Below are 18788 nucleotides of genomic sequence, written 5' to 3'. Positions count from 1 at the left end.
CTATTGCGTGCTTCCGACTTCGTTCCATGGACATCCCATCACAATGCCTTTTCCGGACACCGTTCCTACCCTCGCCCGCGCCCTGGCCGAGCGAGGTTATGACGACCCCACTCCTGTACAGGCCGCCGTTCTGGCGGATTCTGCCCGCAAGCGGGATCTGCTTGTGTCTGCCCGAACGGGCTCCGGAAAGACCGTGGCGTTCGGGCTGGCCATGGCGGATGATCTTCTCGACCCTGATGGGAAGATGTTGCCTGCCGTGAAACCGATGGCGCTGGTGATTGCGCCGACGCGCGAACTGGCGTTGCAGGTCAAGAATGAGCTTTCCTGGCTGTATGCCCAGACCGGCGCACGGATTGTCTCCTGCGTTGGCGGCATGGAGCCCCGGCAGGAGGCGCGTGCGCTGGCCGGCGGTGCTCAGATTGTGGTCGGGACGCCGGGACGGCTGTGCGACCATCTTTCGCGCGGCAATCTTGATCTCTCGGCGCTGAAGGTCGCTGTGCTCGATGAAGCCGATGAGATGCTGGATCTCGGGTTTCGCGATGAGCTTGAGACGCTGCTTCAGGCGACCCCGGAGACGCGGCGCAGCTTCATGTTCTCCGCGACCATCGCGAAGGAAATCGCACGCCTCGCGAAGCGCTATCAGCATGATGCGCTGCGGATTGATACGCTTGGCGGCAATGAGCCTCATACGGATATCGAATACCGTGCCGTTCTGGCGGACCAGGGCGATACAGTCGGCGCTGTCATCAATACGCTCCGCCTGATCGAAAGTCCGGCTTCGATTGTGTTCTGTCACACGCGCGATGGTGTGCGTCAGTTGCAGAACGCGCTTCTGGAGCATGGTTTCGCTTCGGTCGCGATTTCCGGCGAGCTTGGGCAGAACGAACGTAGCCGGGCGATTGAGAGCCTGCGCAATGGACAGGCGCGTGTCTGCGTCGCGACTGACGTTGCGGCGCGTGGCATTGATGTGCCGACGCTTGGGCTGGTCATTCATGCGAGTCTGCCGGGAAGTCCGGCAACGCTGCTGCACCGGTCCGGACGAACGGGACGCGCGGGCCGCAAGGGTATCTGTGTTCTGATTACCCCGCCAGGACGTCGTCGTCAGGCAGACCGTCTGTTTCAGTCGGCTGGCATTGATGCGACATGGTCTTCTTCACCCAGTGCTGATCAGATCCGTGCGGCCGATGCTGAGCGGCTTCTTTCCGCGCCGGTGTTTGATCGTGAAACGACGCCTGCGCAGGCAGCTCTGGTTGAGCGTCTGATTACCGAGCGTACGCCTGCTCAGCTTGCTGAAGCGCTGGTTTCGATGTGGCAGGCTCATCTGCCGAAGCCGTCCAATGTCCGGAGCATCACGCCAGGTGCGGCGGCTCCGGCCTCTGCACGAGGACCACGCGAGCCGTCAGCCCGTTACGAGCGCAAAGGGGATGGCGAACGCCCTGCCCCGCGTGACCGGGACATGAATGGCTCATGGTTCCGCCTCTCGGTCGGGCGTGCTGACAAGGCTGACCCGAAATGGCTTGTGCCGCTGCTTTGCCGCCTTGGTGGCGTGACTAAACAGGATATCGGCGCGATCAGGATCGCGCCGCAGTATACACTGGTGGAGATTGCACAGGATAAGGCTGAGCGCTTTACATCCTGCGCTTCGGGGGCTGATTCGGATGAGATCCGTATTGAGCCGTCTCAGCCGCCTTCCGGCAAGGAGGCTGCTCCGGCCCGAGGACGGTCTCCGGGGGGAAAGCCACCTGCCCGGAAGCGTCCATCCGGACCGCCGGGGAAACCATCGTCCCGTAAACGGGGCTGACCAGAGGCCGCGACGGAAGTCGCGGCCTTTTTTATGTCAGATGTAACTGGCCAGGGTCATGCTCTTCATGTCTGAGATCAGCGTGTAGGACGCCTGTAGCTGATCCTGGATCTGGGTCGTCTGTGTGGAGAGCGTTGCGTAATCGACAGATTTCGTATCATCGAGCTGCGAACTCAGCATTGTGCTCATTGAAGTGAGCAGTGAAGCCTGCGAGGTCAGCGTATTCTGCGTGATGCCGAGACTGCCCTGCTTCGCGGTCAGCGCTGATGAGTTCGATGTTGTGGCTGACTGCAATGTTGAAACAAGATCTGAAAACTGCGAACTCGATGTATCGGCGCTGCCAAGAGAGGCGACGATCATCAGGTTGCGCATCAGATCCCGGATGGGTGAACCCGTTGTCGTATCCGAACTTGCTTCGGTTCCTTCCGTTGCGACCATACCCGTTGTCGACGTGGCCCCGTCTGGTCCGACAACGGCCTTGCTCTCCAGTGATGAGGTAGAAACTGAATCCGCTGAGACAGACAGTGCGCTGGAGAACACAGAGGTGGAAGAGCTGTTATCGGATGCGTATACGGTCGCTTGCTGAAACACGGCGGCCGCACCATCGGTTGACAGGCTGCTGACCGCAGAAGCTGTTTCGGTTGCGAGCGTACTGGTCGCCAGGTCTGACGCATCAGTCACCGGGGGATTTGTGCTATCTGTACCGGCAAAAACGTATCCGGTGCCGGACGTTGTGTTCAGGAGAGTTCCCAACTGCGCCAGATCGGATTTCGCGGTAGCTGCGATGGTCTGCAGTTCCTGCTGCCCCAGATTACCCGACAGGGATAGTACACTCGTCTGCAATGACGATGCGATTGACGAGATCTGTGTAAGTGCCGTCTGCGTCACGGACAGATTGGTCTGCGCGGATGACACTGTGGTTTGCCAGGTCGAAACGGCGGTGATCTGAGGCTGAAGACTCAGTGCCTGCGCCCTGTCATCACCCAGCCCCGCATAAGACTGAGATTTGACTCCGGTACTGGTCTGCGCGGCGAGATCTGTCTGCTCATCCGTCAGAGTATTGACGGCCTGCTGGAGAACATAAGATGTGCCGGAAGCACCGTAGAGGCCAACTGTTGTACTCATGATTATTACACCGCATCCAGAAGAGCTGTCCACATTGTCTGCACCACAGTGACGACTTTCGCATTTGCGGTATAGGCATTCTGAAGAGCGATCATATTTGACATCTCGTTATCCACATTCACGCCTGAGACATTAGAAACTTTTGTCGAGAGGCTCGTCTGAACAGAAGTGGCTGTGGACAGAGAAGAGGTTGCCGTTGCGGCAACAGCGGCCTGCGTGGAGGTCAGCGTTGTTGCCAGACTGCTCAGGCTGCTGGCGCCGCTGTAACCGACCTGAATACTGCCCGACGAAGTGGGAGCGGCCAGATCTCCGGACACATCGCCTGACGCGGAACCCAAGGCTGTTGAAAGCACTTTCTGGACAGTTGTCGTGCTGCCATCAGGAGCCAGCAGAGATGTGTCATCAGTAAATGATGGATTGACCTGAAGTGTACTCGACAGACCTGTAATATTGGTGCTTGTGACAGTGTTGCTGTCCGCCGTCGCTATTGAGCCATCGGAAGCAAGTGTCGTGCCACCTGAAAAAGTCATGCTGTTTGCGCTGCTGGTGAACAGGGCAAGTCCCGAGGACTGAAACCGGTTAGCCAGCGCATAGGAAAATGAGTCCAGCTGTGCCTGCATCTTTGGATAAACATTGTCCCGGAGATCAATGTTTGCACCGAGGCTGCCTCCGGTCAGACTGGAGGTAATATCTGTTGCTGTTCCGTTGATCGTCAGATCGATCCCCGGAATACCGTTTGTTGAACTGGTCGATGCCGAATACGCGGATGCTGTGGAAAGTGTGATGCTTTCGGTCGAAAGAGGCCATGTCGATGAAGGTGTTTCGATGCCTGAGCTGGCATCCGGTTCCGTTGGCAACTGAGTCCCGTTGTCTGTTTTAACCAGCATGTCGCCTTTTGATGTTTCAGTGAATGTGACTGAAAGTTTTGACGACAGATCTGACATGACTGAAGCACGCTGGTTTTCCAGATCAGCTACGCTGGCACCCTGCACCTTGAGTGCCATAATTTGCTGTGAGATAGATCCGATTGTGGTGAGATCGGTATTAATACTGGATACGCCAGTCACGATCGAATCTTCCGCACTCTGGCGTTGCGTCTGATAGGCTGACGAAAGCGTGCTGACAGTACTGGTCAGTGATTCTGCATCAGATATGACAGTTGCCTGCGCCGTGGCATCCGTCGGATTTGACACGAGGGATGTGAGGGCATTCGATACGTTGCCGAGTTCGTCGGAAAGAGTCGCGCTGGAGCCTGAATCCGAGCTCGTTGATCCCTGCAAAGCCGTGATGGCAGAAAGAGAGTTATCTTTCACCGTTAGTGCTTCGACAGTTGCATTCTGCGTGTAAAGACCGGCTTCGAGGGCGTCGTTGACGTTTCGGGTCGTGAGACCGATCTGCACGCCTGAGCCGGTTCCCGTGGTATCTTTCGAATTAAGGTTGGCGACCTCTTCAACATACCCTGTGGTGCTGGCGTTGGACACGTTTTGTGACAGTACGCCGAGGGCGTATTGCGTGCCCTCAAGACCGCTGGTTGCTATCGACAGTGATGAATTCAGATCCATGATCACCAGCTCCGGCAAAAACTCCGTCGTCACGATCAATGATGCGGAGTGTGTCAGGGTCCGGCACCCGACCAGGCCTGACAATCAGATTAATCCGGGCAAGGCTCCCGCATGGTTTTCATGCTGCCCTACCCGGATGAAGAAGATGTAAATGAGCGTTACCGGATCATCGCGATGGTGGCCTGAAGCAAAGTGTCGGCGGTCGTCACGACTTTCGTGTTCGCTGAATAAGCTTCCTGTGTCACGATCAGATTGGAGAGGTCGGATGTCAGATCGGTCGTGGAAGATTCCGTCGAGGATGTTTCGAGAGAACCCGTTCCGTTTGCGCCAACCATGCCTGTTCTGGCGGATCCCGAGTCAGATGTCGCAACATATGCCTGGCCGTCTACCGCCATCAGGCCATCGGCATTATTGAAGGATGACAGAGCGATTTTTCCGACAAGCTGAGTGTCACCATTACTGAAGGTTGCCAGAACAGAGCCATCTGTCTGCATCGCAAGACCTTCATACGTTGCGGATGTTGCGCTGTCGCTTGTCAGCGTGACCGGCGTGGACGTTGCCCCCGAAACAGGAACAGTTATTCCGGCTGAGCTTCCGATATTACCGATATCCAGATTAACCGTCTGCGTCGTTGACGTATCGGTCTTCTGGGTTGCTGATGTTCCGCTTGTAAACGTCAGATCCACAGGCAGCGAAGCTGCTGACCCGCTGTATCCCGTTCCGACAGCCTGTCCTGAACTGTCTGTTACTGAGGTAATGTTTCCACTCGAATCGAATGATACAGTGTATGTTGGCGCCGGGGTTGAAAGACTCATTACAGGCAATGCATAACCTGATGAATCTGTTGCGCCGGCTGCCGGCTCTGTAGAGGGAAGCGCGAACGAAACCGTTGACGTCCAGCCACCCGTAGAAGGATCTGGCGTGGGAGTTGACCAGCTGACATCCAGGCTATGAGCGTTTCCTTCCGAATCGTAAACCGTCTCTTCACTGGACGTCGCAGAGCCGGAAGTGAGTGTCCCGGCCGTCGTAAGCGTTGTTGTTTCGGTCGGACGGAAAGCGATATCCGAAGCCTGTAAAGTCGTCAGCGATGTCGACAAAGTTCCTGTTTTTGGATCAGCCTGGTAGCCTTCAAGATAATATCCGGATGTATTGACCAGATAACCGTTTTTATCTGTGGAAAAGTCACCGTTTCGCGTAAAATATTGCTGGCCACCGAAAGCCTCTGTTCCGGATGTAGCCTGACCTGATGGCTTGACAACATCGAAGAAGCCATTGCCTGAAATAGCAACCGCGAGGGCATTCGTGCTCGTTGAAATCGTGCCCTGCTGCTGGGTCTGCGAGGTTGTTACGGCACCAACGCCGTCAGATACGGCCTGCGTGGAAGGCGTTGAGAGTGAATTCGAGACGAAATCCTGAAAGCTGGTTTCAGAAGCCTTGTAGCCAACCGTCTGGCTGTTTGCGATGTTATTACTCAGATTGGTGAATGCCGTGGACTGGGCATTGATGCCTGCGGTGGCGGTCGTCAGCGAATTGAAAATCGACATGAAGCACTCCTTAAGCCGGCTGCCGGGAACAGGGCGCCGGCAGGCCACGATGAAAGGAGTGATGCAGGAACCGTGCCACAGCGGCCCCGGGCGTGATTTATTCCTGCCATTCGGGATATCGTTGCGGTTTTCCGCCACTGTCGGCGATGTCGGATCCGGGGTTTTGCTGGTGGGATAAGCCGGGCAGCAGTCCGAATGGACAAAAATCACCCGGCATATTGTGCCTACGCGGCAATTAATGACCTGGGTCATTATACTTCAAAGGATGGGATAGCCGCCCTGGAATGGCTGAAATAAGCCGGACAGTGCTGTGGCCCGAAACTTGCATCATAACTGATCGGGACCAAACGATCGGGAGTTGTTATGGCGAGTGTGCTGACATCGATGTCTTCGGGAAACAGCCCCAGGGGGAAAGGAGCGGCTGCTTCTGCCGGAAACCGGTCCCGGGGCGTCACGGCTTCAAAGGCAGCGACAACGACCTCGTCTGCATTCTCTGATACTGTCGTCTCTCTTCTGAAAAGCAGTTCCGTGAGCAGCACGGGCGATATACGCCCGGTTAATTCCTCTGTCGTACAGTCTTCGACGGGAACAGTTAGCGGGACTTCGTCTACGCTGCCTCCCGCCAGTACAAGCCAGGGAGTGAGCGGTTCTGTGTCTGATTTGTCCGCGATTGCGGGGTCTGCCGATGTCACGAAGGGTGGTTCCGGTGGCTCTTCGGGGGCAGGCAGCAGCGTTACGGCTAAGACAGACATCGCTCCCGAAGCAGCCCCTGACCGGGTTGTGACACAGACCGAAGTGGTTGCTGCCGGTACTGCCAGGCAATCGGCGGGCAATGATGTGATCGCGTCTGGTGGAAAGACATCAGGGTCGGGGGAAACATCTTCCGGCAAAAAGAAAAAAGACACGGCTGAGGATTCCGGTTCCGTTGCTGCCGCCACCCAGACGACGGACCTGACGGGGAATGATCCCGGTCTTGCGGTTATGGTCGGGCCGGGCGCGGAAGATCGGGTGCCGGTGTTTACAGCGTCCGATACAACTGGCGGGGACTTGTCTGTGACGGCAGTGACTGGCTCCGGCGGGGCTGCTGCGGCAGATGCTTTGACCGTTCAGAAGGATGTTACGCAGAATGCATCCGTCACAGCTGGTGTTCAGACGACGGATGTGGCGAGCGGAACAGGATCAGCACTTTCTGGTGACACGGTGACAAAGCAGGCGGTCACGATGTCCTCTTCGGGGGGGAAAGCGAACGATGAGGTGCTGTCTGCTTTGCAGGGGGCACCGTCGGTCACTTCTGACACTCTCTGGCCGCAAGCAGCCGGACAGAGTGCCACGGCAACACAGGGAGCATCTTCCGGTGCAGCATCCACGCCGACGGCCGGGACGATAACATCTCAGCTTACAGGAAATGGCGGGACGATGAGTGTCGCTCAGACCGCACTGATGGTAAGCGGGCTGACAGATGCGAACGCTGCGACAGGCTCCTCCTCAGGCGTCGATAATGTAGCAACGGCGCTGACTGGCGCGACCGGGTCTGCGGTCAGTCCGACAGCTACGACAGCGGCTGAGCCGCAACAGGCCTGGCAGGTTTCATCGTCGGTGGGCAGCAACCAGGCGACAGCACTGAAGGAAGCCCCGCAGGTCGCTGATGCATCGGGCGGACAGGCGACCTCCGCAGCCCGGACGAACTCGCCGGCTATAGCTACTGACATGGTGACGTCGCAGCCTGTGGCCACGCCCGGAACAAGTGCGGCGGAAAACGGGGATGATACCCTTCAGGTCGCTTCAGTTTCTCCGGTTCAGGCGACGCCTTTGCTGTCGCAAACGCTGACAACCGCAGGGTCTGCAGCAGCGATGACATCCGGGCCTGCATCAGATGGCGACAAAAATGCCGGGACAACGACTGAGAACGGGCGGTCCACACGACGCACGCAGGCGTCAGCCTCGACTGTCGGGCAGATGCAGGCGGCGAAGACTGCACCACAAGATGGTACGGTGGCTGACACGAACCAGTCTGCATCTGCCGATTCATCGTCGTCTGAAAAACAGAGTGGGGAACGCGATTATCCGGAGAAAAGGCACGAGGTTCAGACTACGGGTAGCGTATCCGCTCCTGCGTTTACCGTGTCGGAAAGCACTGTTCCACAAGATGTGGTGACCGGATTTAATGTCGACGCCGCAACCGGCGCCAGCACGTCCTCAGCAGGTGGTCTGGCTGACGGCACGATCCCAACGATTGCAGTCAGCCAGGCTGCGGGCGGAAGTTCAGCAGTAAGTCTGACCGTTCCCATGAGCGATGACCAGACACCGGTGCATGTCACAATTGACCGGGACAGCGATACGTCCGGCCTTCTCATCCATATCGGGACAGAAGCGCTGACGACCCTGAACGAACTTCAGTCTCACCGGTCCGAGTTGGTCCATGCGCTGGAAAGTGCCGGGGTATCGACTGATAATGCGCAGATATCTTTCGGACTCTCTGACAATTCGGGCAGCTTTTCTTCCCCGGGTCAGGATTCATCCCAGTTTAGCTCATCATCGGACGGCAGCACCGGCACCAGGTCGTTCTCCGGTGAGTTCAGTGGCTTTTCGGGGCAGGGCGGCAGCCCGGACAGCCGGGGCGCGCAGACATCTGCATCTCCTGTCCTTACCGCAGGCCTTACGTCCCGGACGGACGACGCCTCCTATTTCTCCTCAGCCAGCACGTCACGCTCTGGCAGCGTCAACATAACAGTCTGAAGGATCAACAATCATGGTGACCGCCACATCAACAACGGCCTCGACTGCCAGCCTGCTCACGGCGGCAGTGACCTCTGCTCAGAATGCAGCATCAACGAACAGTGCGGCGACGTCATCGGCTTCGACTGATTCGTCATCAGCGGGGACAAGCGCACTTTCGTCTCTGACCAGTAATTTCAATACATTTCTTACATTGCTGACGACTCAGCTCAAAAATCAGGATCCCAGCAGTCCTATGAGCAGCGACACATTCACGAGTGAACTTGCACAGTTTGCAGGAGTTCAGCAGCAGGTTGACACCAACACCAATCTTACAACTCTTATTTCGCTGACACAGGATGGTCAGCAATCGAGTGACATGTCGCTGGTCGGAAAGACCGCTACAGCAACAACGAGCGTTCTGCCACTCCAGAATGGGCAGGCGAATGTATCCTTCACGACCGGATCGGCGGAGCCGCTTGCCATTGCCGTGACGAACAGTTCGGGTACCGTGGTAAAAACCGCCGAACTGACATCCTCTGTGGGTGCCAATACGTGGACGTGGGATGGCAAAGATGACAGCGGAAGCCAGCTTGCTGACGGGTCTTACAACATTGGCATAGAGACGATGGACAGTTCCGGCGATACGTCTGCTGTGCCGTTCCAGGTAACCGGCTCAGTGACAGGCGTCGACCGCAATGGCAGCTCGATTTACGTTCAGATGGGCGCTTCGAGCGTCGACATGTCTGATGTCACGTCCTTCTCTGACAACACATCCAGCTCGTCTTCTTCCAGTTCGTCGTCGTCATCATCGTCAGCCAGTTCTTCATAAACAATTATCTCAGGGATCTGCCGGCCTGAACGGGCCGGCAGAGGGAACCGGCATTTTATATGTAAAGCGGCTGCGGGGCGGCGCTGGTGCCGGGCTGCGGTAACCGAGTCCGACCGACCCGGCCCATAAATACAGGCATCTCCCCGATTCTTTTATCATATCGTGAAGCCTGCTGAGCCAAAAATGGCGATCCAGAGGGAAATATCGCCTGCACCCGGCAAAAAATGCCGGCCATTAACCGGCAAGTAATCGCATGACTTCACTTTCACGAGACACGATGTGGTCAGACTGAAACGGAACGACGTGCCCGCCAATTCATATTTTCTCACACGACATTTCAGAACGTTTCTCCCATCGATTTTTCTATCGGATGGCTCCCATTGAAAGCGACTTTATCCGGCCTCAGGTCACTTGGACTTCCCCGCCTGATCGCTCTCGGCGCAGTGGGCGTCGGTCTTCTGGGCATGCTTGCAGTACTGACGCTACATGGCTCTCAACAGCCGATGTCGCTGCTTTACAGGGATCTTGATCTTCACGAAGCGTCCCAGATGTCTGACGACCTCGAAAAAGCGCACATTGCGCATTCAGCCTCACCGCAGGGTGACTCCATATCAGTGCCACGGGACCAGATCGCTTCTGCGCGCCTTCTGCTTGCACGGGATGGTCTCCCGTCGGGGGGCTCGGTCGGCTATGAGATATTTGATCATGCCAACACGCTGACGACAACACAGTTCGAACAGAATATTGACGAAACGCGTGCGCTGGAAGGCGAACTTGAGCGATCTGTCAGGCTGATACGAGGCGTTCGAGGCGCACGGGTTCACCTTGTCCTTCCTCATCGGGAAATGTTTTCCACTGAAAGCCAGGCAGCCCAGGCCAGTGTTCTGCTCACTACTTCGGGCGGAAGAATCGACTCTGAAAATGTCCAGGCCATTCTTAACCTGATTGCAGCAGCCGTTCCCGGTCTGAAACCGCAAAACATCGCTATTATTGATAACCACGGCAATGTTCTTGCGCGTCCCGGCGATGAATCCGGTCCATCAGGTCTCGCGCATAGCATTGATGAGCAGCGGCAGGCCACGGAAACGAGACTCGCTCAGGCTGTCGAAACCATGCTCATCCCCACTTTGGGCGCGGGGCATGTCAGGGCTGAAGCCGCCGTTACGATGAATCTTGATCAGGTTAAGGAAACTCAGGAAAGTTACGATCCTGACCAGCAAGTTTTGCGCTCCCAGCAAACAACATCAGACAAGAGCGTCAACACGGATGGACAGCAGAACGTCTCCGTTGCCAACAATCTTCCTAATGCCAATGCCGGACAACAGCGTGGAGGAAGTCAGGACGATCGCCGCGAGGAAACGAATAATTACGAAATCGGAAAACGAGTCAGGACGGTCGTTCAGGATCAGCCACGCGTATCCCGTGTCAGCCTGGCTGTCATGGTAGATGGAACCACACATCCTGGCGCTGATGGTAAGCCTGTCTGGACCCCGCTGGACAAGGCAGAACTCGACCGGATCACGACACTGGCCAAAACGGCGATCGGCTATGATGAAAAACGCGGTGATGCTGTCAATGTCGTCTCGATGCGGTTTGCGACAGAGAGTGATGAGGTGACTGCTGCCCATGCTACCTGGATGGGACTTCCTGTTGATAAGAACGACCTCTTTCATCTTGGCCGCAGCCTGGCTCCCGGCCTCCTGATCTTTCTGGCACTTGCATTCTTTGCAAAGCCCCTCCTGAAAAAAGAGGCTGCTGCAACAGCAGAAAGTGGCACGAGCGCAGTGCCTGCCCTACCTGACGAAACGGAGCGCCCTGTCACGGCTCTCCAGGAAATCGATGATGAACCACTGAACTTCGATGGAGTTGCTCCGCTTGCTCTGGAAGGGCCAGGAGGCAACAAACCTGAGTTCATGAGCCTTTCCGGCATCGACGGGCGCCTCAAAGCTTCGGCAATCCATCGTGTACGCGATCTGGCATCAGGTAACCCGGAAGAGAGTCTCAACATCATCAGATCGTGGCTTTCGCCACAGTATGAGGGCTGAACATGCTTGGTAAACATGGAGTAACAGGCGCGCAAAAAGCGGCTATCCTTCTTCTGGCGCTTGGTGAAGACAACAGCACTCAGCTTTTTTCGACAATGCATGAATCCGAAATCCGTGAGATTTCGGCTGCGATGGCAACAATTGGCACTATTCCGGCGGAGACTGTCGAGACGGTCTGCAACGAATTCTCCAAATCTTTTTCTTCCGGCGACATGCTGATCGGAACGTTCGAAACGACGGAACGGATGCTTAAAAGAGCCCTTCCTCCCGATCGGGTAAATCAGATCATGGAGGAAATCCGGGGTCCTGCGGGCCGGACCATGTGGGATAAACTTGGCAACGTTCCGGAGAACGTTCTGGCAAATTACCTGCGCAACGAATATCCGCAAACTGTCGCTGTCATTCTCAGTCGCCTGCAACCAGCGCATACGGCGCGGGTTCTTGGGCTTTTACCGGAAGAATTTGCAGTAGATGTCATGATGCGGATGCTGCACATGGAAAATGTTCAGCGCGACGTCATCGACAGTCTGGAAACGACGCTTCGTTCCGAGTTTATCGCCAGCCTTGCCCGGTCGTCGAAGCGTGACAGTCATGAGCTTCTCGCGGAAGTCTTTAATAATTTCGATCGGCGTGTCGAAGTTCAGTTCATGAACGCGCTGGAGCGGCGCAATCTTGAGGATGCTGAACGCGTCAAAGCTCTTATGTTCACTTTTGAGGACGTCAAGCGTCTTTCTAAAGATGTCATCATGAGAGTCATGCGTGATATTAACCGTGAAAAGCTTCCGCTGGCTCTCAAAGGAGCCTCCGAAGACGTTCGCACTCTTTTTCTGTCATCCATGACCTCACGTGCAGGAAAGATTTTGCAGGATGAGATCGAAACAATGGGTCCCGTGCGGCTTAAGGATGTCGACGCGGCGCAGTCCGAAATCGTCGCTGTGATCAAGGAACTCGCCAATCAGGGCGAGATCGATATTAACCCGTCCGCAAGCAGTAATGAGCTGATTCCGTGAGCAGCGATATCGTTATTCCCTACTCAAATACAGCCGGGATTCTTTTTGCTGAAGATTTTGATGCTTTACCTGAGGAAATATCATCAGAGGGCAGAGATACTGCTGCATCTGCTGACAACGGCGAACACACAACCGCGTCTTCTCCAGCTCCGACATATACTGAAGAGGAACTCCAGGCAGCAGTGGCCACAGCTGTCAGCAACGCAGTTGAACTCACGGCCAGACAAACACGGGAAACTGTGCAAAGCGAATGCAACCAGACACTGGAGAATGAAAACAGCGCACGTATCCGAACAATTGAGCAGGCTCTGACATCTGTTCAGGGCACGATCTCTTCTCATCTGGAAGAGTATGCGAGTTGTGTCTCAAAAACGCTTATGGATGCTGTAATTTCGGCATTTCCGCAAATAGCTGAGTCCACGATGACATTACAGGCCGGAATGTTGCTTCGCGATATATTGCCTCTGTTTACAGGAGATTTCCTTGTTAGTCTCAGGATCAATCCAGACACAGAAGTTCTGGCCAGAAATGATACTATTCTTGCTCGCTTTTTTGAAACGTCATGGCTCTCTCCCGAAACAGATGCATCCCTTGGTTCCTCTGATTTTGCAATGAGCTGGCCGGACGGGAAAATTAGTCGAAGGCTGGAAAACACCGTCAAAACTCTGCTGACGACCATTCGCTCTTCTGCCGCATCTTCATCTCAGAAACAGGACATATCCGATGACCTCTCAGTCCGCACTTGACGACCTGAATCAGTTCGAAACCACGTCTCCTGACCAGATGGACGCGGCAACACATAGCCTCGAGGCTGTGTATGACATCCCGGTTACTGTGAGTGCTGTTCTGGGACGTTCTACGATGCAGGTCAGCCAGCTTCTGAAACTCGGACGAGGCGCCGTCGTTGAACTTGATCGAAAAGTTGGCGAAGCAATTGATATCTACGTCAATAACAGACTGATTGCGCGTGGTGAAGTTGTGATGGTCGATGATAATCGTCTGGGTGTGACCATGACAGAAATCATCAAATCCGATAAGAATAACTGAGGCAAGCCACTGATGCGCGTTCTTATCGTCGGCCCATTATCCGGAGAACTGGGCAAAGCGGCAAGTATCGTTCTTTCCCGCGGTGCACTGGTCGATCACGTTGAGTCCGTCGATCAGGCAATGATCCGGATCTGCGGTCAGGGTGACCATAAACTTGTCATTTGTGGCATTGATTCTGCCATCGCACAGCTGGTGGAAGGGCTTCGACGTGAACGCATTTCAACGCCTGTTCTGGCGTGTGGACCGGAAGATCCGGAACTCGCGGCGCTTGCTATTGCCAACGGAGCTGAAGATTATATTCCGCTCCCGCCTGATCCGGATCTTATTGCTGCCTTTATCCAGAATGCCTCGAATGAAACGCAGACGGTTCTTTCCTGTGATCCGGTCATGCTCAGTGTTCTGGCAAAAGCCGACCGGATTGCTGCATCTGATGCTTCGGTCCTGATTACCGGAGAATCAGGAACAGGCAAAGAAGTCATGGCGCGCCATATCCATCAGACTTCGAAGCGGGCGAAAGGACCATTTGTTGCACTGAACTGTGCGGCGTTGCCTGAGACACTGGTTGAATCTGAATTATTCGGGCATGAACGGGGTGCTTTCAGCGGTGCCACAGCACGCAGGATCGGCAGGTTTGAAGCAGCCAGCGGTGGCACGCTTTTACTGGACGAAATCAGTGAAATGGATGTTCGCCTGCAAGCGAAACTTCTTCGCGCCATTCAGGAGCGCGAGATTGACCGGCTTGGGGGAAATTCACCTGTTCCTGTCAATGTCAGGCTTGTTGCGACGTCAAATCGCGATCTGCCGTCAGAGGTCGCTGCCGGGCGATTTCGGGAAGATCTCTACTTTCGGCTTAATGTCGTCTCAATAGCCCTCCCCCCTTTACGCAGCCGTCCATTCGACATTGATTTTCTTGCGCGGCATTTTGCGCATCAATATAGCGAAATGAATGGCGTATCGGACCGGCGGATCACACCCGAGGCATTCCTCATGCTTGAAAATCATAGCTGGCGCGGGAATGTACGCGAACTGGAGAATGCCATGCATCGCGCCGTTCTGATGGCTCCCGGCGACGTTATCGATGTTGATGCGTTCGAATTTCCCCCGACACCGGCGGCCGGAAATTTTTCTGCTGCCCACGACCCGATGTCACCATGGGTTGGACACCGGATGGAAGAAGTTGAACAGGCGCTTATCCTGGACACACTTTCGCATACCGAGGGCAACCGTACACATGCTGCTTCTCTTCTTGGGATTTCCATTCGGGCCTTACGAAATAAACTTCGTGATTACGCTGAACAGGGTGCGGCCATTCCACCACCCTCGCATGGCGTAACGGTCTCCTGATGAGTGAAACCAACCATTCTGCAGCTACCAGTTCGCGAAAACTGACCAGTGAACTTGTTAATAACCTGCGCACGTTTGATATCCGCAACCTGAAGAACGGTGGGTGGCGACGTTTTTTACCAGGCACCGATGTTGGCTTGGCACTGGGTGTTGCTGCGCTGCTCTCGGTTCTGATTTTACCACTTCCAACGATGATTCTCGATGTTGGACTGGCTCTTTCAGTCACGTCTTCCGTCCTGATTCTGATGGTTGCTCTGTTTTTGAAACGTCCTCTTGATTTCACGTCTTTTCCGACTCTCCTTCTTCTGACCACACTTCTTCGGCTTTCTCTCGAAGTCGCGACGACCCGCCTTATCCTTGGTCATGGGAATGAAGGCGTGTATGCCGCCGGACACGTCGTTGCCGCTTTTGGTGGCTTCCTCATGGGAGGCGATGTTGTTATCGGTGGAATCCTGTTTTCGATCCTGCTTGTCGTGAATTTTATGGTGATCACGAAAGGATCAGGACGAATTGCTGAAGTTGCTGCACGATTCTCTCTGGATGCGATGCCAGGCAAGCAAATGGCGATTGATGCCGAGCTTGCATCCGGATCAATTTCCGACCGGATTGCCCGCCGCAAACGCCGTGAGCTTGAAGAAGAAAGTGGTTTTTACGGAGCCATGGACGGTGCTGCCAAGTTCGTTCGTGGCGATGCGATCGCCAGCCTTCTCATTACCGCCATTAATATTGTCGGTGGCCTCACGATAGGTCTGATCCGCCATGGCATGCCTCTTTCCGAAGCGGCATCTGCGTTCACAACGCTGACGATTGGTGACGGTCTTGTATCACAGATTCCGGCACTGCTTGTGTCGACTGCGGCGGGTATAGTCGTTACGAAAGGGGGCACAGAGGGCGCGGCGGATGCTACGCTTGTTCGTCAGCTTGGCGGTGGTTCGAAACCACTTGCACTTGCAGCCGGTATCGCTGGCGTCCTTGCTCTCATGCCGGGCCTCCCTACCTTTCCGTTTCTTGCGCTCGGCGGTCTTGCGGGAGCCGGTTCATGGATGCGTTACAAACATCCTCTCGCTGAAGAAGACGAAGACGCCCCGGCTACGGAAGTCATCCCCACGAATTCGGAACCTCCGATTACGGACTCTCTTCGTATTGATATGATTCGTCTGGAACTTGGGTTTGGCCTTCTGTCTCTTGCCAGCGGGGAAACGCCTCAGCTTACAGAACAGATCAAAATTCTCCGGAAAACTGTTGCTTCCGAGATGGGGTTTATTTTGCCGCCCGTTCGTATTCAGGATAATCTTCAACTGGGCACGGACCATTATTCCGTTCGCATCAAGGAGATTGAAGTCGGATCGGGTGATGTACGTCCGAATCGCCTTCTGGTCATGAATCCGGTGGGAGGTCTGCCAGACCTTCCCGGGGAAGCGACTAAAGAGCCTGCATTCGGTCTTCAGGCCATGTGGGTTGATATGAGTCTTCGGGAAAAAGCAACATTTCAGAATTACACTGTAGTTGATCCTGCCAGCGTTATCGTAACTCATCTGAGTGAACTCGTCCGGGAAAATCTTTCAGATTTGCTGACCTATACTGAGACGCAAAAGCTTCTCGATGATCAGCCGCGTGATCAGCAGAAACTGGCATCCGATCTGATACCATCACAGATTTCACTGGGAGCATTACAACGCGTCTTGCAGGCGCTTCTTGCGGAGCGGATTTCAATACGTGATCTCTCGACAATACTCGAAGCCATCCAGGAGGCCTGCGGGCTTGGCTACCGGGCAATACCGCAAATTGTCGCCCATGTTCGTACCAGACTTTGCAGGCAGATCAGCGCTGCTTTTACGGGGCCTGGTGGCTACATTCCGATTGTCACGCTTGGACCTGTCTGGGAAAGCACTTTTCTCGAAAGCATGGTTGGACCAGTGGAAGATCGTCAGCTTGCCATGGCTCCGTCAAAGCTGAACGAGTTTATCTCACGGCTGAAGTCTACCCTCGATCAGACATCGGCCCTGGGAGAAGCACCTGTTGTCGTTGTCAGCGGCAATATACGCGGTGCCGTCCGGGCTATCATGGAGCGTCTGAGACCGGCAACGCCTGTGCTGGCGCAGGCGGAAATTGCGCCGCGTGCGCGCATCCGGACACTTGCAACGATTCAGTAAGAAATTAGCTCCAGAATAACGTTTTCGTCACGGGATACGGCATGAAACTGAGAACATTCTCCGGTGTTAACATGAAAGATGCCGTAAGACAGGTTAGGGCGACGCTTGGTGAATCTGCTCTTATTCTGTCTGAACGCGTGACGGGAAGCGGTGTCGAGGTGATTGCTGCTACGGATGTTTTGGGGCCAGATTTAGCCGAGGCCTCTCCCGTCTGCAGCGAAACACTCCCAAACGCACCTGACGAGAAGCTTGTTTTTACTGGCATTGATCAGGATGTCTCACGATTCTCTCCTCTGACGGATGAAGTCGATCCCGCCACATCGGATACTCTCAGAGATGCGTTGCTCTGGCATAGAATTCCCGATGTTCTTGTTGATGATCTCACGACATCACCTCTTTCTGTTGCGATCTCAAAACTCGTGCGTTTCGGCTCTTTTTCGTTTTCGCTAGGGAAGTCACCACTTGCTCTTGTCGGGCCACCAGGTTCAGGAAAAACTCTGTCTGTTGCAAAGCTTGCGACACGTCTCGTGCTTTCGGACAACACGCCGCTTGTGATTACGACCGACCGTGAACGTGGTGGTGGGATCGATCAGCTTGCTGTGCATACGCGACGGCTGGGAATTCCTTTACTGGCGGCACATGACACAGACACGCTAAAACGCGCTTTGCATCAACGGCGCAACGGACAGCCGGTCCTGATAGATACGGCCAGCGCTGATCCTTATGCTGCGGACACACTGGCGATTCTCACTGAGCTTACTTCTGCTACGCGAGCCCAGCTGTGCCTGACTCTTCCGGCAGGATACGATACGGAAGAGTCTGCTGATATTGCTGAAATTTTCAGTAAAGCGCGAACGCGTATGATGATTGCGACCAGACTGGATCAGGCCCGGCGCGTCGGCAATGTGATCACGGCAGCCGCCTGTGGTCTGGTGCTGACTGAAGCTGGCATCAGCAATGCGACCGCTGGTGGTCTGGTCCGGCTCACGCCCCGGATGCTGGCATCCCGGCTTGCATATCAGGGTGATCCGCCTGCGATAGATCCAGCCGTGGCTGAACAGGATGAGGCATCTGCGACACAACAGAAACCGGACAAAAAAATGCCCGGACTTAACTCTGCTCTGCGATCATCTGATACTGGCACAGCAAGTCATTCAATTCCCTCTCTGGCGCGACAGGCGGTTCGTCCGTCTGCTCTGGCAGCGATGTGAGGCCCCCAATCATGTCCCAATCCACCTTTGCATCTTTGCCCCGCCCCTACGCCAAAGCACTACGAACTGAATTTTTTACTGAAAATAATGTCACTACTCAGCAATCGTCACCAGGAATCATAGCCGTTGCATCCGGGAAAGGCGGGGTTGGCAAGACATGGTTTTCTCTTACTCTCGCCCACGCTCTTCTGCGTGAAAACCGGGAGCACAGGATTCTTGTTGTTGATGGGGATTTTGGTCTCGGAAACGTGGATATCCAGTTGGGCCTCAATCATAAATTCGATATTAAGAGGTGGTCCCCATTTTTCGGACAGGGCGATAAGCTATCATCTGGCCTGAACGAGGACGGGTTTTATGGGCAAGGTTACGCGGAAACGGTATGCGGCAGAGTTCAAGTCA

General features: G+C 55.1%; 14 protein-coding genes. 11 read left to right on the top strand and 3 right to left on the bottom strand.

What is annotated here, in order from left to right:
* The first annotated feature begins 43 nt into the window (after positions 1–43).
* On the top strand, positions 44–1801 hold the full coding sequence (locus tag GOB85_RS15025) for a DEAD/DEAH box helicase (protein WP_173578294.1): 1758 nt from the start codon (positions 44–46) through the stop codon (positions 1799–1801).
* Positions 1802–1837: 36 nt separating this feature from the next.
* On the opposite strand, the gene GOB85_RS15020 is transcribed toward GOB85_RS15025, so the two are convergent.
* From GOB85_RS15020 to GOB85_RS15010, 3 genes are all read right to left on the bottom strand, one after another.
* On the bottom strand, positions 1838–2926 hold the full coding sequence (locus GOB85_RS15020) for a flagellin (RefSeq protein ID WP_173578295.1): 1089 nt from the start codon (positions 2924–2926) through the stop codon (positions 1838–1840).
* Between the two features lie 5 nt (positions 2927–2931).
* Positions 2932–4488 (bottom strand): flagellar hook-associated protein FlgK, encoded by a 1557-nt coding sequence (flgK, locus tag GOB85_RS15015; protein ID WP_173578296.1) that lies wholly within the window; start codon positions 4486–4488, stop codon positions 2932–2934.
* 158 nt (positions 4489–4646) lie between these two features.
* Positions 4647–6032, bottom strand: coding sequence for a flagellar hook-basal body complex protein (locus tag GOB85_RS15010; protein ID WP_173578297.1), 1386 nt, complete (start codon positions 6030–6032; stop codon positions 4647–4649).
* Between the two features lie 651 nt (positions 6033–6683).
* Here GOB85_RS15010 and GOB85_RS15005 point away from each other — a divergent pair.
* The 10 genes from GOB85_RS15005 to GOB85_RS14960 form a co-directional block, all read left to right on the top strand.
* Positions 6684–8768 carry a hypothetical protein gene (locus tag GOB85_RS15005; RefSeq protein WP_173578299.1) on the top strand — a complete coding sequence of 695 codons (2085 nt, stop codon included), beginning with the start codon at positions 6684–6686 and terminating at the stop codon, positions 8766–8768.
* Between the two features lie 13 nt (positions 8769–8781).
* Entirely contained in the window at positions 8782–9579 is a 798-nt protein-coding gene (locus tag GOB85_RS15000) for a flagellar hook assembly protein FlgD (RefSeq protein WP_173578300.1), read from the top strand.
* A 380-nt stretch (positions 9580–9959) separates the two neighbouring features.
* On the top strand, positions 9960–11624 hold the full coding sequence (fliF, locus tag GOB85_RS14995) for a flagellar basal-body MS-ring/collar protein FliF (RefSeq protein WP_173578301.1): 1665 nt from the start codon (positions 9960–9962) through the stop codon (positions 11622–11624).
* Positions 11625–11626: 2 nt separating this feature from the next.
* On the top strand, positions 11627–12634 hold the full coding sequence (gene fliG / locus GOB85_RS14990; protein WP_173578302.1) for a flagellar motor switch protein FliG: 1008 nt from the start codon (positions 11627–11629) through the stop codon (positions 12632–12634).
* Entirely contained in the window at positions 12631–13380 is a 750-nt protein-coding gene (locus tag GOB85_RS14985) for a hypothetical protein (protein ID WP_173578303.1), read from the top strand. The genes fliG and GOB85_RS14985 overlap by 4 nt, the downstream gene beginning before the upstream one ends.
* 37 nt (positions 13381–13417) lie before the next feature.
* Positions 13418–13681 carry a flagellar motor switch protein FliN gene (gene fliN / locus GOB85_RS14980; RefSeq protein WP_242011547.1) on the top strand — a complete coding sequence of 88 codons (264 nt, stop codon included), beginning with the start codon at positions 13418–13420 and terminating at the stop codon, positions 13679–13681.
* Between the two features lie 12 nt (positions 13682–13693).
* The gene (locus GOB85_RS14975; RefSeq protein ID WP_173578305.1) at positions 13694–15025 is read left to right on the top strand and encodes a sigma-54-dependent transcriptional regulator; all 1332 of its coding nucleotides are present in this window, start codon (positions 13694–13696) and stop codon (positions 15023–15025) included.
* Complete coding sequence (gene flhA / locus GOB85_RS14970; protein ID WP_173578306.1) at positions 15025–17178, top strand: flagellar biosynthesis protein FlhA; 2154 nt, start codon at positions 15025–15027, stop codon at positions 17176–17178. The genes GOB85_RS14975 and flhA overlap by 1 nt, the downstream gene beginning before the upstream one ends.
* Before the next feature lie 41 nt (positions 17179–17219).
* The gene (locus GOB85_RS14965; RefSeq protein ID WP_173578307.1) at positions 17220–18389 is read left to right on the top strand and encodes a flagellar biosynthesis protein FlhF; all 1170 of its coding nucleotides are present in this window, start codon (positions 17220–17222) and stop codon (positions 18387–18389) included.
* Positions 18390–18400: 11 nt separating this feature from the next.
* Positions 18401–18788: nucleotide-binding protein (locus tag GOB85_RS14960; RefSeq protein ID WP_173578308.1), on the top strand; the 388-nt coding region annotated here is incomplete at its 3' end.

Source organism: Acetobacter fallax, from assembly GCF_011516735.1.
GTDB classification, from domain to species: domain Bacteria; phylum Pseudomonadota; class Alphaproteobacteria; order Acetobacterales; family Acetobacteraceae; genus Acetobacter; species Acetobacter fallax.
This window is presented reverse-complemented; position numbering and strand designations above follow the sequence as displayed.

Bases quoted from the DNA above. Each gene is read 5' to 3' on its own strand.
- GOB85_RS15025 (WP_173578294.1), top strand. From the start codon at position 44: ATGCCTTTTCCGGACACCGTTCCTACCCTCGCCCGCGCCCTGGCCGAG.
- GOB85_RS15020 (WP_173578295.1), bottom strand. From the start codon at position 2,926: ATGAGTACAACAGTTGGCCTCTACGGTGCTTCCGGCACATCTTATGTT.
- flgK (WP_173578296.1), bottom strand. From the start codon at position 4,488: ATGGATCTGAATTCATCACTGTCGATAGCAACCAGCGGTCTTGAGGGC.
- GOB85_RS15010 (WP_173578297.1), bottom strand. From the start codon at position 6,032: ATGTCGATTTTCAATTCGCTGACGACCGCCACCGCAGGCATCAATGCC.
- GOB85_RS15000 (WP_173578300.1), top strand. From the start codon at position 8,782: ATGGTGACCGCCACATCAACAACGGCCTCGACTGCCAGCCTGCTCACG.
- fliG (WP_173578302.1), top strand. From the start codon at position 11,627: ATGCTTGGTAAACATGGAGTAACAGGCGCGCAAAAAGCGGCTATCCTT.
- fliN (WP_242011547.1), top strand. From the start codon at position 13,418: ATGGACGCGGCAACACATAGCCTCGAGGCTGTGTATGACATCCCGGTT.
- GOB85_RS14975 (WP_173578305.1), top strand. From the start codon at position 13,694: ATGCGCGTTCTTATCGTCGGCCCATTATCCGGAGAACTGGGCAAAGCG.
- flhA (WP_173578306.1), top strand. From the start codon at position 15,025: ATGAGTGAAACCAACCATTCTGCAGCTACCAGTTCGCGAAAACTGACC.
- GOB85_RS14965 (WP_173578307.1), top strand. From the start codon at position 17,220: ATGAAACTGAGAACATTCTCCGGTGTTAACATGAAAGATGCCGTAAGA.